Below are 16,057 nucleotides of genomic sequence, written 5' to 3' on the forward strand. Positions count from 1 at the left end.
TCTGATCAACGCCGGCAAGCAGACGATCACCGAGCTGCCGCAGACCGCCTATTTCGACAGCGCCACCTCCTTCGGGATGATCCGCGGCGGCAAGATCGCGATGGCGATCCTCGGCGCGATGGAAGTGTCGGAAAAGGGCGATCTGGCGAACTGGATGATCCCGGGCAAGCTGGTCAAGGGCATGGGCGGCGCGATGGATCTCGTCGCCGGCGTCAAGCGCGTCGTCGTGGTGATGGACCACACCAACAAGCACGGCGAGTCGAAGGTGCTGAAGGCCTGCACGCTGCCGCTGACCGGCCAGGGCGTGGTCGACCGGATCATCACCAATCTCGGCGTGCTCGACGTGACGCACAAGGGGCTGCACATCGTCGAGCTCGCCGACGGCGTGAGCGAGGCGCAGCTGCGCGCCGCGACCGAGGCGACGATCGTCGACTGACGCGCCCCGCCGCACCCACACCCGCAAGGCCCCGCGCCCCCGCGGGGCCTTCGCCCGTTCCGGCCCCCGGCCCCGTTCCGGCCCCCGCCCCCTCCTGTCCCTCCCCGGCTTCCAATCGCCCGAAATATCCCGGGGGTGAGGCCGAAGGCCGAGGGGGCAGCGCCCCCCGCGCCGGTCGGACAGAGGGCCTCCCCGGGGGCGCAATGCGCTGGCGGTCCGCGCCCGCTGTGCGGGATTGCGCCGCGGGCCCCGCGATGCTTGAACGGGGGCAGGACCCGCGACAACCGAGGATGCGATGCGCAAACCGGAACTCTCCCTTGTTCAGCTCGCCGTGCTCGAGGCGGTGGCCCGGCACGGCGGCATCGGCACGGCGGCGCAGGCGATCGGCCTGTCGCAGCCGTCGGTGTCGAACCATGTCTCGCAGATCGAGGGGCGGCTGCGCACCCGTCTGTTCGACCGCCAGGGCAACCGCTTCGTCGCGAATGCGCGGCTTGCGGTGCTGCTGCCGAAGATCCAGGCGCTCCTGGCGCTCTCGGACGAGGTCGACGCCCATCTGCGCGGCCACGAGGAGCTGACCGGGGGCTTCCTGCGGATCGGCTATTCCACCCATCAGTTCGTGATGGGGGTGCTCGGCCGGTTCATCGCCCGCCACCCTGCGGTGCGGATCGAGGCCCGCTCGGCGGGGTCCTACGAACTGCTCGCCTCGCTGCGCCGGGGCGACATCGAGGCCGCCTTCATCACCCTCGGCACGCCCGAGCCGGGGCTCGACGCGCTCGAGATGCGGCGCGAGGAAGTGGTGCTGATGGCCCGGCGCGGTTCGGATCTGGCCCGGCGCGGCAGCATCGGCTGGGAGGAGATCGGCGCGCTGACGCTGATCCGGCGCGAGGAGGGATCGGGCACGCGCCGGGCCTTCGACGCGATGGTGACGCGGCTCGGCGTGGCGCCGGCGCGCGGGCTCGATCTCGGCTCATGGGAATCGATGCGCGAGGCGGTGGCGCAGGGGCTTGGCCTCGGCATCGCGATGCGTGGCGAGATCGAGCCCGATGACACCCGCGTCGCGGCGGTGCGGATCGGCCCGCCGCAGCTCGAGCTTGGCCATTATCTGGTGGCGCTGCCGGAGCTGCGCCAGACCGCGCAGGTCTCGGCGCTGTACGCCCTTGCGGCAGAGCCCGCGGCATAGGGCTTCCGAAAGGATCATTTGCTTAAACTATACTTTTTTATCAGTCATTTGAATGTCACATGGACGGCCTAGGCACGGCGCATCGCTCATCCTGGAGGGAAACCGATGCGAATGAACCGTCTTGCCGTTCTGGCCTGCAGCACCGTCCTCGGCCTGTCCGGCACCGCTGCGCTTGCCGCGGGCTGTCCCGCCGTGACCGTCGCCGACATGCAGGGCCTCGAGCCGGCCTATCCCGAGCAGTTCGAGCTCGACGCCTTCCAGGCGGCGGCAGGGTGCACGCTGGGCTTTGCCGCGAACCCCGCGAGCGCGGCGCTGAACGCGCGCATCCTCGGCAATCCGGCGCTGCCGCCGCTCGCCGCGCGGCTGCCGGCCGAGCCGCTGGTGGTTGCGCCCTACGAGGCGATCGGCAGCTATGGCGGGGTCATCAACGGCGTCTCGCGCGCGACCGAGTCGGGCACCTCGGACATGCTGTCGGTGCGGCATGTGAACCTGGTGCGCTATGCCGACGACCTGAAGACGATCGTGCCCAATGTCGCGAAATCCTGGGACTGGAACGCCGATTTCACCCAGCTGACCTTCACCCTGCGCAAGGGGCACAAGTGGTCGGATGGCGTGCCCTTCACCGCCGATGACATCGTCTTCTGGTATAACGACCTGCTGCTGAACCCGGCGGTGACGGCGAAGGTGCCCGACCGCTGGCTGTTCGACGGCAAGCCGGCGACGGTCGAGGCGCTCGACGCCGAGCATGTCCGCTTCACCTTCCCGACGCCGCAGCCGAACCTGCTCAACCGCTGGGCGGTCGACTATGGCCAGACCTTCCAGCCGCGGCACTGGCTGGCGCGGTTCATGGACAAGTTCAATCCCGATGCCGCCGCGCTGCGCGCCGAGTATGGCTTTGCGACCGAGGGCGATGCGGTGAACTTCTACTATGGCAATTCCGACTGGAAGGATGTGCCCTCGGCGATGATGAAGGACCCGGCCCTTGCCGCCCGGATCGGCAAGAATGCGGTGCCGACGCTCGAGTCGCACATCGTCGTCGAGGAGAGTGCCGAGGGCCGCAGGCTGGTCGCCAACCCCTATTTCCACATGGTCGACACCGCCGGCAACCAGCTGCCCTACATCCCCGAGATCCACGAGGCCTTCGTGCCCGAGCGCGAGGTGGTCAACCTGCGCATCCTGAACGGCGATGTCACCTGGAAGGAGCAGGCGCTCGAGCTGAACGACTTCCCGCTGCTCAAGGAGAACGAGGCGAAGGGCCATTACAGGGCGGTGCTGGCGCCGACCTTCGGCGAGAACGTCTTCTACAGCTTCAACCGCAACGACAAGGACCCGGTGCTGCGCGCGATCTTCAGCGACCCCCGCTTCAGCCGGGCGCTGTCGCTTGGCATGGACCGCGAGGAGATCCGCGAGATCGTCTATCTCGGCCAGGGCCGCACGCAACAGGCCCTGCCGGCCGAGCCGCGCACCGTCGATTTCATCACCGAGGCCGACAAGACCGCCTTCACCGCCTTCGATCCCGAGACGGCGAACCGGCTGCTTGACGAGATCGGCCTGAAGGCGGGGCCCGACGGGCTGCGCCTGCGCCCGGACGGAGCGCCGCTGACGCTGCGCCTCGTCTTCGCCTCGCAGGGCTCGCCGGTGCAGCTGCACGAGCTGGTGCGCGGCCAATGGGCGAAGCTCGGGCTGCAGGTCGATATCCGCGAGGTCACCACCGACGAATACCGCGCCAGCGCCAACAACAACGACGTCGATGTCTTCATCTGGAAGAACGACGGCATCACCGGCCCGTTCATCAGCCAGGACGCGACGATGCTGATGCCGCCCTTCGGCGATTTCTTCAACCCGGGCGGCGGGTTCGACTGGGTGAAGTGGCACGAGAAGAACGGTGCCGAGGGCAGCGCGCCGCCCGCCGACATCGCCCGGCTGTGGCCGCTCGGGGCAGAGTTCGTCACCGAGCCGCTTGGCAGCGCGCGCAGCAACGAGATCGGCGCCGAGATCATCCGGATCCATCTCGACAACCTGCTGAAGATCGGCGTCGTGGCCGATATCCCCTCGCCCTATGTCTATGATGCGCGTCTGGCCAACTTCCGGCCGCAGACGGCGAAGACCTACGACTTCTACTGGACCTATTCCTATCGTCCGCAGCAGTGGTTCTTCCGCGACTGAGGCGCGCAAAGACCGTGCGCCCCCGGGGATGCTTCCGGGGCGGCGATCCTGAACTTGTCACGAAAAAGGGGAGGCCGCGATGCTGCGGTTCTTGGCCGGGCGGGCCGTCGGCATGGCGGTGACGCTGGTCCTGGTGTCGGTCATGGTCTTCGCGATCATGGAGCTGCCGCCGGGCGATTATGCCGATCGCTATGCGTTCCGGAAATACTCCGGCACCGGCGTTACCATCACCGAGGCGGATGTGGCGGCGATCCGGCACACGCTCGGTCTCGACCGGCCGGCACCGCTGCGCTACCTCGACTGGGTCGGCGGGATCGTGCTGCGCGGCGACTTCGGCAAGGCCTATGCCTTCGAGACCTCGGTCAATGCGATCATCGGGCAGAAGGTCTGGCTGACGCTCGGGTTGCTGTTCGTTACGCTGGCGCTCACCTATGCGGTCTCGATCCCGATCGGGATCTATGCCGCCGTGCGGCGCGGCACCGCCACCGATTACGGGCTGACGGTTCTGTCCTATCTCGGCCTTGCGCTGCCGAACTTCCTGCTGGCGCTGGTGCTGCTCTATTTCGCCAACCGCTGGTTCGGCGCCTCGGTGGGCGGGCTGTTCGGCCAGGCCTATGAGAAGGCGCCCTGGTCGGCGGCCAAGCTGTGGGATCTGGTCAAGCACCTGTGGCTGCCGGCGCTGGTGCTGGCCTGGTCGGCGATGGCCTACCAGATCCAGACGGTGCGGGCGACGATGTCGGACGAGCTTGGCAAGCTCTCGGTCATCGCGGCGCGGGCGCGCGGCCTGCCCGAGATGCGGCTGTTGCTGAAATACCCGGCGCGGCTGGCGCTCAATCCCGTGGTCTCGACCATCGGCTTCGACGTGAACCGGATCTTTTCCGAGCTGCCGATCGTCGCCGCGGTGCTGGGGCTGACCGAGCTGGGCGACCTGCTGCTGAAATCCTTCCTCGATCTCGACATGAACGTCGCCGGCGCAATCCTGCTGCTGCTGACCGTGGTCATCGTCGCGCTGAACTTCGTCTCGGATCTGCTGCTTGCCTGGCTCGATCCGCGGATCCGGCTGGGGGGCTGAGATGAACGACATGCGCCACCTGTCCGAGGCCCGGGCGCTGCCCGCGACCCCGCCGGCCACCCCGCCCGAGACCCGGACCGCGCCCCGGACCGAGACCCCGGCCGAACGCCGCGCACGCGCACGCCGCGAGCGGTATTATTCCGCCGGCCAGTGGCGGCTTGTCTGGTGGCGCTTCCGGTGCCACCGCGGCGCGCTGCTGGCGGCGCTGCTGCTCGGGGCGATGGTGCTTGCCGGCCTGCTCGCCGATGTCATCGCCCCCTGCGCGCCGACCGAGCGCGACCGCGCCTATCTGGCCGGGCCGCCGCAACTCCCCGCCTTCTGCGATGCGAAGGGCTGTTCGCTGCGCCCCTTCGTGCACGGCGCCCGCACCGAGCGCGATCCGGTGACGCTGCGCCTGCGGGCGGTGCCCGATCCGGACCAACGCGACCCGGTCGCCTTCTTCGTGCCGGGTCCGGCGGTGCGGCTGCTGGGCGTGATCCCGTTGTCGGTGCGGCTTTTCGGGCGCGCAAGCGGCGCGCCGCTGCACCTGTGGGGCACCGATCCGCTTGGCCGCGACGTGTTCTCGCGCACCCTTCACGCCACCCGCACCTCGCTGTCGATCGGCGTGCTCGGGGTGCTGATCTCGTTCAGTCTGGCGCTGGCGATCGGCGGCATCGCGGGCTATGCGGGCGGGCTTGTCGACGCTGCGATCCAGCGCGTGACCGAGGTGGTGCGGGTGATCCCGGTGATCCCGCTCTACATGGGGCTTGCCGCGGCGATGCCGAAGGAATGGTCCTCGACGCAGGTCTATTTCGCGATGACGCTGATCCTCGGCCTGTTCGGCTGGCCGACGCTTGCGCGGCGCATCCGCTCGCAGCTGCTGTCGATCAGGGGCGAGGATTATGTGCTTGCGGCCCGGCTGGCGGGCGCGCGCCCGGCGCGGATCATCGCCGGCCACATGCTGCCCTCCTTCACCAGCTTCATCATCGTCGATCTGGTGATCTCCTTCCCCTACATGATCCTGTCGGAAACGGCGCTGAGCTTCGTCGGCCTCGGGCTGCGGCCGCCCGCGGTGTCCTGGGGGGTGATGCTGCAACAGGCGCAGTCGGTGCAGGTGATCGAACAGGCGCCGTGGCTTTTCATTCCTGCCGGTTTCGTGGTGCTTGCCGTGCTTGCCTTCACGCTGTTGGGCGACGGGCTGCGCGACGCTGCCGACCCTTATGGCCAGAACGGGTGATCCATGCTTTCCGTCGAGAATCTTTCCGTCACCTTCCGCACCGACGAGGGCATCGTGACCCCGGTCGCGGACGTCTCCTTCGCTCTGGCCGAGGGCCGCACTCTCGGCCTTGTCGGCGAGAGCGGCTCGGGCAAGTCGGTCACCGCGAAGGCGCTGATGCGGCTGCTGCCGGGCACCGCCACGCTCGGCGCGCAAAGCCGGATGCGCTATGTCGACACGGCCGGGCAGGCGATCGCGATCGAGCGGCTGTCGCCGCGCGCGCGGGCGCTGCGCCGGCTGCGCGGCGGCGAGATCGGGATGATCTTTCAGGAGCCGATGGCCTCGTTCAGCCCGGTCTACACGATCGGCAACCAGATCACCGAGGCGATCGGGCTGCACCGCGGGCTGAAGGGGCGCGCGGCGCGGGCGCTGGCGATCGAGATGCTGGCGAAGGTCGGCATCGCCAGCCCGGAGCGGCGCATCGACCAGTATCCGCATACGCTGTCCGGGGGGATGCGGCAGCGTGCGATGATCGCGCTCGCGCTTTCGGCCGGGCCGCGGCTGCTGATCGCCGACGAGCCGACGACCGCACTTGACGTGACGATCCAGGCGCAGGTGCTCGATCTGATGCGGGGCCTGCAGCGTGATCTCGGCATGGCGATGATCTTCATCAGCCATGACCTCGGGGTGATCGCCCGGGTCGCGCAGGAGGTGGCGGTGATGTATCTCGGCACGATCGTCGAGCGCGGCCCGGTGCGCGCGCTGTTGCAGGCGCCCGCGCATCCCTACACCCGCGGGCTGATCGCGGCGATCCCGCGGCTCGACCGGCTCGAGGGGCGCCTGCATCCGGTGCCGGGCGAGATCCCGAGCCCCTCGGCGCGGCCCGCGGGCTGCCCGTTCCATCCGCGCTGCGCCGAGGCGCTTGCCGGGATCTGCGCCACGCGGGCGCCGGAGCCGGTCGATCTTGGCGGCGGGCGCGTGGTGCGCTGCCATCTGCACGCCGGCGAAAGGAGTGTCGCATGAACGGCCCGCTGATCGAGGTGAGGGATCTCGAGGTCACTTTCGAGACCGGAGGCCGGGGGCTTTTCGGCCGCCGTCGCGCGCCGCTGCGTGCGGTCGACGGGGTCAGCTTCGACATCCGCCGCGGCGAGACCGTCGGGCTTGTCGGCGAAAGCGGCTCGGGCAAGACCACGGTCGGCCGCGCGATCCTGCGCGCGCTCGACCCGACGGCGGGGCAGGTGCTGCTGCACGGGCCCGAGGGCGCGATCGAGCTTTCCGCGCTTGCGGGGGCGGCGTTGCGCGCGGTCCGGCCGCGGATGAGCCTGGTCTTTCAGGACCCTTATTCCAGTCTGAATCCGCGGATGACGGTGCGCGACATCATCGCCGAGCCGCTGGTCGCGACCGGGCTGCTGCGGGAGCGCGCCGAAATCGACGCGCGGGTGCGCGAGATCGCGGCGCGCTGCAAGCTCGACCTCGAGCATCTGCGCCGCTTTCCCCATGCCTTCTCCGGCGGCCAGCGGCAGCGCATCTGCATCGCCCGCGCCCTCGTCGCGCGCCCCGATTTCGTCGTCTGCGACGAGAGCGTCTCGGCGCTCGACGTCTCGATCCAGGCCGAGATCGTCAACCTGCTGCACACGCTGCAACAGGAGACCGGGGTCAGCTTCCTGTTCATCGCGCATGACCTTTCGGTGGTGGCGCAGATCAGCCGGCGGGTTGCGGTGATGTATGTCGGCCGTTTCGTCGAATATGCGCCGACCGAGGCGCTGTTCTTCGCGCCGCGCCATCCCTACACCCATGCGCTGCTGTCGGCCGTGCCGCAGCCCGACCCCGATCTGGGCTTCCACCCGGACCGGCTCGAGGGCGAGATCCCGGACCCGTCCGAGCCATCCACGGGCTGCCGCTTCCACTCGCGCTGCCGCTTCGCGCGCGCCGCCTGCCGCGACGCGGTGCCGGCCTGGCGCGAGATCGCCCCCGAGCATTTCGTCGCCTGCCATTTCGCCGAAGAGCTCGACCTGGCGCGCGCCAGACCCTGAGCCGCACCCCCTTTCCCCGGCGGCCGCGCTCTGTGGCCGCCTTTTCTTCCCTCTTTCGGAGACAGACGTGACCGACCTCCTCATCGAACCGCCGCGCAGGGGCGAGCCCTGGCTTCTGACCCCCGGACCGCTGTCCACCTCCTTTGCGGTCAAGGCCGCGATGCTGACCGATCTCGGCAGCTGGGACAGCGACTTCCGCGCCATGACCGCCGAGGTCCGCGCCCGCCTCGTCGCGCTGCTCGGTCCGGGGGGAGAGGCCTATACCTGCGTGCCGATGCAGGGCTCGGGCAGCTATTGCGTCGAGGCGATGCTCGGCACGCTGGTGCCGCGCGCCGGGCGGGCGCTGGTGCTGGCGAACGGCGCCTATGGCGCGCGCGCGGCGCAGATGCTGCGGGTGATGGGGCGCGCGGTGGTGGTGCTCGACAAGGGCGACTACCTGCCGCCGCGCGGTGCCGAGGTGGCGGCGATCCTGGCGCAGGACCCGGCGATCAGCCATGTCGTGGCGATCCATTGCGAGACCTCCTCGGGCATCCTCAACCCGCTTGCCGAGATCGCCGCGGCGGTGGCCGCGGCCGGGCGCCGGCTGCTGATCGACAGCATGTCCGCCTTCGGCGCGGTGCCGGTGCTGCCCGCCGAGATCGCCTTCGACGCGCTGGTCAGCTCGGCCAACAAATGCATCGAGGGGGTGCCGGGCTTCGGCTTCGTGCTGGTGCGGCGCGCTGCGCTCGCCGGGGCCGCGGGCAACGCCCATGCGCTTTGCCTCGACATCGCCGCGCAATCGGCCGAGTTCGAGCGCTCGGGGCAATGGCGCTTCACCCCGCCCACCCATGCCGTCGCGGCCTTCCTGCAGGCGCTGCGCGAGCACGAGGCAGAGGGCGGTGTTGCCGCGCGCGGCGCGCGCTATGCGGCCAACCGCGACCGGCTGGTGGCGGGGATGCGGCAGATGGGCTTCGAGACGCTGCTGAGCGATGCCTGGCTCAGCCCGGTCATCACCACCTTCTTCTGCCCCGCCGATCCGGCCTTCGTCTTTGCCGATTTCTACGACCGGATGAAGGCGAAGGGGTTCATCCTCTATCCGGGCAAGCTGACCGAGGTCGACAGTTTCCGCATCGGCACGATCGGACGGCTCGACACCGGGGTGATCGACGCGGTCCTTGCCGCCGTGCACGACACCCTGGCCGAGGCCGGGGTGCGCGACGCCGCACCCTGCGGCGCGGCGCTCGGGGAACGGGCGCGGTTCCTGGCGGAGGTGGCGGCATGAACCGGTTCAAGGCGGTGGTCTTCGACTGGGCCGGCACGACGATCGACTTCGGCTCCTTCGCGCCGATGGGGGTTTTCGTCGAGGCCTTCGCGCGCTTCGGCATCACGGTGAGCGTGGCGCAGGCGCGCGGCCCGATGGGCAAGCCGAAATGGGATCATATCCGGGCGATGATGGACCTGCCGGAGATCGCGGCGCAATGGCGTGACATTCACCGCCGGCTGCCCGAAGATGCCGATGTCGACAGGGTTTACGAGGTCTTCGTGCCGATGAACGAGGAAGTGGTCGCGCGCTATGCGACATTAGTGCCGGGCTGCCGCGAGGCGGTGGCGCAGCTGCGCGCGGCGGGGCTGAAGATCGGCTCCACCACCGGCTATGTGCGCTCGATCATGGAGCGGGTGCTGCCGGTGGCGGCGGCGCAGGGCTATGCCCCCGACTGCCTCGTCTGCGCCGACGATCTGCCCGAGGGCCGGCCCGGCCCGCTTGGCATGTATCGCTGCTTCATCGACCTGCAGGTCTATCCGCCGGCCGCGGTGGTCAAGGTCGACGACACCGCGCCCGGCATTGCCGAGGGGGTGGCGGCGGGCTGCCTGACGGTGGGGGTAGCGCTTTCGGGCAATGCCGTCGGGCTGACGCCCGAGGCGCTTGCCGCCACGTCTGCGGCCGAGCGCGCGCGGCTGCGCGCCGGGGCCACGGCGCTGCTGACGGCGGCGGGCGCCGATCACGTGATCGACACGGTGGCGGATCTGCCCGCCCTTCTGGAGCGTCTCGATGCCGAAGCCTGAGGCCCTGAACCTGCTGCTTGTCACCCTCGATCAGCTGCGCGCCGATGTTCTGTCGGGCGCGCTGGCGGGGATCGTGCCGACGCCGGCGCTCGACCGGCTGCGGGCCGAGGGGGTGAGCTTTGCCAATTGCTTCACCGCCGCGGTGCCCTGCGGGCCGTCGCGCGCCTCGCTGCTGACCGGGCTTTACGCCTTCAACCACCGCGGCATCCGCAACGGCGCGCCGGTCGCGCGCCATCACGCCACGCTGGCGACCGAGCTGCGCCGCCTTGGCCGCGAACCGCTGCTGTTTGGCTATTGCGACATGGCGGCCGACCCGGCCGAGCGCGATCCGCGCGACCCGGACCTTGCCACCTACGAGCTGCCCGCCCGCGGCTTTCGCGAAATCGTCGAGATGCGCTTCGAGGCGCCGCTGGCCTGGATCGGGCATCTGCGCCGGCGCGGCTATGCTCTGCCCGAGCCGCTGCCGGCGCGCTGGTTCGACCTTTATCGCCCGGCGGGCGCGGGGCTGCGCGCCCCCGCGCTCTACCGCGCCGAGGACAGCGACACCGCCTTTCTGACCGACCGCACGCTCGAGGCGCTCGAGGCACGGCGCGACGGGGTGTGGAGCGCGCATCTGACCTATATCCGCCCGCACCCGCCGCTGGTCGCGCCGGCGCCCTGGAACCGGCTCGCCGAGACCGCGCGCATCCCGGCGCCGGTGCCGGGGGGCGCCGCGCATCCGTTCCGCGATGCCTGGTTCTCGGCGCCGTCGCAAGTCGGGCTCTACTGGGGCTTTGACGGCCGCTGCGAGGCGCTTGGCCCCGCGGCGGTGGCCGATCTGCGCGCCATCTATCTTGGCCTCGTGGCCGAGCTCGACGCGCATCTTGGCCGCATTCTCGACTGGCTCGACACGACCGGGCAGGCCGGGCGCACCGTGCTCGTGCTGATGGCCGATCACGGCGAGATGCTGGGCGATCAGGGCTATTGGGGCAAGGACAACATTCTGGCCGCGGCGCATCAGGTGCCGCTCGTGATCCGCGCGCCCGGGGCGCAGGCCGGGCGGGTGGTCGCGGATGTGGTCTCGACCGTCGATGTCACGCCGACGCTGCTCGACCTGCTGGGGGGCGTGCCGCCCGCGGCGATGGACGGGGCGCCGCTGACGCCCTTCCTGCGCGGCGAACGGCCGGACGCTTGGCGCGGGGTTGCACTGACCGAGATCGACCTCGCCGAGCCCGGCGTTCCGACCCGGTTCCAGCGTGCCTTCGGCCTGCCCGAGACCCGCTGCAACGCCGCGATCCTGCGCGATGCGACGCATACGCTCGTGCATTTCAACGGCGGGCTGCCGCCGCTGCTGTTCGACCGCCAGGCCGACCCGGCCGAGACCCGAGACCTTGCGCAGACGGTCGAGGGCCGCGCCCATGTCGCGCGGCTGCGCACCGCAATGCTCGATCTGCGGATGGAGCGCGCCGACCGGCGCCTGACCGGACTCGGTGCAGCCGGCTGAGCGGCTGCGGCGATTGCCCCGATTCTCTGCCGGGCGCCGGTCCGAATCTCTTTTCCCCCGGCCCGCCGGGGCTGGGGGCGGGAGATTCTGGCGCTGGCGGGGCAAACCGGGCGCGGGAGGTCAACAATCCGTTATCCGAGGCCGGCGTGAGCGGGAAACCGCGCATCGTTGAAAACGGTTTCGGCCGTTTCCCGCCCGCTTTCCGGCCGGCAGGGCTTCTTGGCTTTGCTTGCGGACCCCGATCTGGAATTGCTGTGCGCACGGTTTCGCCGCGATGCAGCAGACCGTTCCTGTCGACCGATCTGCGAAGGCGAACTGATGGCTTTGAAGACGCTTGTTGCGACCGCCGTTCTGGGCTGTGCGATGTTCCTCTCCGGCGGGATGCCGGTGCAGGCGGAATCCCGACACCAGCGGCAGGAGGAACAGGTGGTGCGCGTCGCCTCGGTGGCGCCCGAAGAGCTGAAGCAGGCCGTTGCGCAATCCTCGGCGATGCAGACCCGGCGCGGCCGGATCTGGTGCGTGCCCTTCGCCCGCGAGGTGAGCGGCATCAACATCCAGGGCAATGCCAAGACCTGGTGGCAGAAGGCGACGAACCTTTACCCGAAGGGGCAGCGCCCGATCGTCGGCGCGGTGCTGAACTTCCGCGCCACCCGCGGCATGCCGATGGGCCATGTCGCGGTCGTCTCGCGCATCGTCTCTGAACGCCGGATCCTCGTCGATCACGCGAACTGGCACCGCAACAAGGTGTCGCTCGACATGGCGGTGGTGGATGTCTCGCCGGCGAACGACTGGTCGCGGGTGCGGGTGGAAACGCTGCCGAACACCCCGGGCAGCGTCTATCCGACCTACGGTTTCATCTACAAGGTCGCGGCGAACGGCTGAGTTCAGCCGATCTCGAGCCGATCACGGGTATTTTTGCCGCAGATCGGGCCGCGCCGGAACTTTCTTCCGCAAGCATGCTTATATGACCGGGATCGACGGCTGTGTCCGTCGTGACGGGAGTTGAGACATGAAGATCCTCAGGATGACCACGGCGTTGGTCGCCGGTCTTTCGATCCTGCAGCCGACGGTGATCGAGGCGCAGGGTAACGCGGGGTCGAGCTGTGTTGCGGCGCAGATCGCCGATGGCAAGTCCGCGAACGAGGCGCGCAGGATCTGCGCGGGGCAGGGCGGTGGCGGTGGCAATGCGGTGAAACCGCCGAAACCGCAGAAGAAGACGCACGAGCCCTTTGACACGCCGCTGCAGCAGCAGCGCCGCGCGGTTCCGGCCACACCGGCGACGCCCCCGGCGATGCCCGGGCTGCGCCCGGCGCAACCGGCCAGGCCGCCGAAGACGGCGCAGCCCACGCCGTTGCAGCCGAAGCCGGCAAAGCCGCAGCCCGCAACGCCGCAGCCGTTGCAGCCGAAACCTGCGAAGCCGCAGCCCTCGCAAGGTGCGGATGCGGTGTGGCCGAACCGGAACCAGAACCGGAACCAGAATCAAAACCAGAACCGCGTGCAGTTGCCGGGCCAGCAGGCCCGCCCCGAACGCACTCCGGTTCCGACCACGCCGTTCTGGCAAAAGCCTCCGGGAGAGGCGCCGTCGCCCCGCACGCCGCAGCCGGGCACTCCGAAGCCGGCGAAGCCGCAAGCGGGGGGGCTGCCGCCTGTCGTCGCTCAGCCGTCGGACAATCCGCCGGTGCCACGGCAGCCGAAGCCGGCAAAGCCGCAGCCGGGCGGACAGCTTCCGGCGCAGATGCAGCCGAAACCCGCCAAACCGCAGCCGGGGGTCCGGCCTGTGCCGGGACAGCAGCCGGGCAATCCGCCCCCGCCGCAGATCGTTCCGCTGCTCCCCGGGCAGCAGCAGGCCCGGCCCGGGCTGCAGCCGCCGCAGCCGCAGCGCCTGCCGCCGAACCTGCGTGACGCGCTCGATTCGCAAAACCGCCTGCCGCCCAGGCCGGTGCCGGTGCTGCCGGTGAAGCCGCCGCGCAACGAGGCGCTTTCGGCCGGGATCGACCCGAAGGCGCCGCCGCCGCCCGGCGTGCGGATCCAGCGCCAGGTCTTCACCCGCGAAAACACCCGTCGCCCGGGGCAGGACTTCCACACCAACCCGTATGGCCAGCCGCGTGCGCATAAGAAGGACAGCGGTCTGTCCGACCTCGAGAAGCTCGCCATCCTCGGCCTCGGCGCGCTCGCGGTGGGGGCGCTGCTGAACAACGGCAGCCGGGTCGCGGCGAACTCGGGCGACCGGGTCGTGGTGCGCAACCCCGACGGCAGCTATTCGGTGCTCAAGGACGATGACGTGCTGATGCGCCAGCCCGGCACGACGATGAGCTCGGAGAGCTATCCTGACGGCTCGCTGCGCACGGTGGCGACGAAGCCCGACGGCACGCAGATCGTCACCCTCTACGACCCGATGCGGCGGATCGTGAAACGGGTGCGGATCGACCCCGACGGGCGCCGCTATGTGCTGATCGACGATTCGCGCGACCTCGCGCCGGTCGATTACGCGACGCTGCCCGCGCCGACGGGCTATTACTCCTCGAGCAACAACGAGGCGGCGCTGCGCGAGGCGCTCGCGGCGCAGAACCCGGCGAACCGGGCCTTCAGCCTGGCGCAGATCCGCCAGATCGAGCAGGTGCGGGCGCTTGCCCCCGCGGTGACGGTGCAGAACGTCATCTTCCCCTCGGGTTCGGCGGCGATCGGGCCGGACCAGGCGCCGGCCCTGTCCGAGCTGGGCCGCACGATGCAGGACATGATCGCCGCGAACCCCGAAGAGGTCTTCCTCGTCGAGGGCCACACCGATGCGGTGGGCGATCCGGCCTATAACCTCGCGCTGAGCGACCGGCGGGCGGAATCGCTCGCCCTTGCGTTGAGCGACTATTACGGCGTGCCGTCGGAAAACATGGTCGTGCAGGGCTATGGCGAGGAAGAGCTGCTGGTGCCGACCTCGGGCGCAGAGGCTGCGAACCGCCGCACCGTGGTGCGCCGGATCACCGGGCTGCTCGACGTCGCCCAGGAGTGAGACGGAAAAGGCGGGCCTTGCGGCCCGCCTTCCTTGCCCGCCTCGGCGGGCCTGCTCCGAACCGGGCCCGAGTGGCCGGCCCGTCTCCTCCGGAGCTTATCCCTTTTTCGTCGCCTTCAGCTTGTCGATGCCGAGCATCTTCATCGCGGCCTTCTCGTAGAAGGTTTCCGAGGTGCCCTTGCGCAGCTTGTGCATGAAATAGCGCTCGAAGCCCTCCTTCGCCCAATGCACCCATTTGCCCTGCGCCGACCAGTTCACGTTGCGCGGCGGGATCTGCGGCTGCGCCACGAAGGCGATGCCCTGATCGCCGAAATCGGCCAGGCAGACGGCGTTCCAGGTGCCGACCTCGTCGGGCTCGCTGCCGCGCACGAGGTTGCCGATGTTATGCGCGGTGGCGCTGACCATCGACTCGATCATGAAGCCGGTCTTCGGCACGCCGACCGGCACCGGGGTCGGGCCGACCGGCGGGATCGCGACGCAGACGCCGACGCCGAAGACATTGCGGTATTTCGGGTTGCGCTGATACTTGTCGACGATCACGAAGCCGCGCGGGTTCACCAGCCCCTCGAGCCCGATCAGCGCCGGGATGCCGCGGAAGGCGGGCAGCATCATCGCATAGCCGAAGGGCATCTCCTTCACCCCCTTCGAGGTGCCGTCGTCGGCGATCTCCTCGACGGTCATCTTGCCGTCCTCGACCTTCTGCACCTTGCACGAGGTCATCCACTTGATGTGCTTGTCGCGCAGGTTCGATTCCATCAGCCCCTTGGTGTCGCCCACCCCGTCAAGGCCGAGATGGCCGACATAGGGTTCCGAGGTGATGAAGGTCATCGGCACCTGATCGCGGATCTTCATCTTGCGCAGCGCGGTGTCGAGGATGAAGCAGAACTCATAGGCCGGGCCATAGCAGCTTGCGCCCTGCACCGCGCCGATGATGATCGGGCCGGGCTTTTCGCAGAACCGCTCGAAGGCGGTGCGGGCACTCTCGGCATGATCGACGTGGCAGATCGACTGGGTGAAGCCGTCGGGGCCGAGCCCCTCGATCTCGTCGAAGGCCAGTTCGGGGCCGGTGGCGATGACGATGTAGTCGTAGGAGATCGAACGGCCGTCGACCAGCTCGACGCGGTTCTCCTCGGGGTGCAGGCGGGCCGCGGCGACGGGGACGAAGTCGATATCCTTGCGTGCCATCGTCGGCGCCAGGTCGATCGAGATGTCCTTGCGGTCGCGCCAGCCGACGGCGACCCAGGGGTTCGAGGGCACGAAATGGTATTGCGGGTCCTTGGTGATGACCGTGATCTTGTCTTCCTTGCGGACGTTGTCGCGCAGCTCGTAGGCCATGATGGCGCCGCCAAGCCCGGCTCCGAGAACCACGATATGTGCCATTCCTCTTCCCTCTCTCCCTGAAGTGCCGCGACGGTGCGCGGCAGTATGCATTCGCATACCTGAAT

General features: G+C 69.5%; 13 protein-coding genes. 12 read left to right on the forward strand and 1 reads right to left on the reverse strand.

Features of this window, described 5'->3' with window-relative positions; translation table 11 throughout:
- The 12 genes from EOW66_RS13560 to EOW66_RS13615 all read left to right on the forward strand — a co-directional run.
- The coding region (locus EOW66_RS13560) for a CoA-transferase (RefSeq protein WP_128156865.1) at positions 1-436 on the forward strand (436 nt) is incomplete at its 5' end.
- A 295-nt stretch (positions 437-731) separates the two neighbouring features.
- Positions 732-1,616, forward strand: a complete 885-nt coding sequence (locus EOW66_RS13565; protein WP_128156866.1) for a LysR family transcriptional regulator — start codon at positions 732-734, stop codon at positions 1,614-1,616.
- Positions 1,617-1,727: 111 nt separating this feature from the next.
- Positions 1,728-3,782, forward strand: coding sequence for an ABC transporter substrate-binding protein (locus tag EOW66_RS13570; protein WP_128156867.1), 2,055 nt, complete (start codon positions 1,728-1,730; stop codon positions 3,780-3,782).
- A 79-nt stretch (positions 3,783-3,861) separates the two neighbouring features.
- A complete protein-coding gene (locus EOW66_RS13575; RefSeq protein WP_239017590.1) occupies positions 3,862-4,854 on the forward strand; it encodes an ABC transporter permease in 993 nt (330 codons plus the stop codon).
- 1 nt (position 4,855) lies between these two features.
- Positions 4,856-6,070, forward strand: a complete 1,215-nt coding sequence (locus EOW66_RS13580; protein ID WP_239017591.1) for an ABC transporter permease — start codon at positions 4,856-4,858, stop codon at positions 6,068-6,070.
- Positions 6,071-6,073: 3 nt separating this feature from the next.
- Positions 6,074-7,072 carry an ABC transporter ATP-binding protein gene (locus EOW66_RS13585; protein ID WP_128156868.1) on the forward strand — a complete coding sequence of 333 codons (999 nt, stop codon included), beginning with the start codon at positions 6,074-6,076 and terminating at the stop codon, positions 7,070-7,072.
- Entirely contained in the window at positions 7,069-8,082 is a 1,014-nt protein-coding gene (locus EOW66_RS13590; RefSeq protein ID WP_128156869.1) for an ABC transporter ATP-binding protein, read from the forward strand. The genes EOW66_RS13585 and EOW66_RS13590 overlap by 4 nt, the downstream gene beginning before the upstream one ends.
- 67 nt (positions 8,083-8,149) lie before the next feature.
- A complete protein-coding gene (locus tag EOW66_RS13595) occupies positions 8,150-9,343 on the forward strand; it encodes a 2-aminoethylphosphonate--pyruvate transaminase (RefSeq protein ID WP_128156870.1) in 1,194 nt (397 codons plus the stop codon).
- Positions 9,340-10,125 carry a phosphonoacetaldehyde hydrolase gene (phnX, locus tag EOW66_RS13600; protein ID WP_128156871.1) on the forward strand — a complete coding sequence of 262 codons (786 nt, stop codon included), beginning with the start codon at positions 9,340-9,342 and terminating at the stop codon, positions 10,123-10,125. Before EOW66_RS13595 ends, phnX begins: the two co-directional genes overlap by 4 nt.
- Positions 10,112-11,608, forward strand: a complete 1,497-nt coding sequence (locus EOW66_RS13605; RefSeq protein ID WP_128156872.1) for a sulfatase-like hydrolase/transferase — start codon at positions 10,112-10,114, stop codon at positions 11,606-11,608. Before phnX ends, EOW66_RS13605 begins: the two co-directional genes overlap by 14 nt.
- Before the next feature lie 318 nt (positions 11,609-11,926).
- Positions 11,927-12,490 (forward strand): CHAP domain-containing protein, encoded by a 564-nt coding sequence (locus EOW66_RS13610; protein ID WP_239017592.1) that lies wholly within the window; start codon positions 11,927-11,929, stop codon positions 12,488-12,490.
- 127 nt (positions 12,491-12,617) lie between these two features.
- Complete coding sequence (locus EOW66_RS13615) at positions 12,618-14,612, forward strand: OmpA family protein (protein ID WP_128156873.1); 1,995 nt, start codon at positions 12,618-12,620, stop codon at positions 14,610-14,612.
- A 96-nt stretch (positions 14,613-14,708) separates the two neighbouring features.
- Here the strand turns inward: EOW66_RS13615 and EOW66_RS13620 are convergent, their stop codons facing one another.
- The gene (locus tag EOW66_RS13620; protein ID WP_128156874.1) at positions 14,709-15,992 is read right to left on the reverse strand and encodes an NAD(P)/FAD-dependent oxidoreductase; all 1,284 of its coding nucleotides are present in this window, start codon (positions 15,990-15,992) and stop codon (positions 14,709-14,711) included.
- Positions 15,993-16,057: the final 65 nt, after the last annotated feature.

The organism is Paenirhodobacter huangdaonensis, assembly GCF_004022465.1.
Taxonomy (GTDB): domain Bacteria; phylum Pseudomonadota; class Alphaproteobacteria; order Rhodobacterales; family Rhodobacteraceae; genus Rhodobacter; species Rhodobacter huangdaonensis.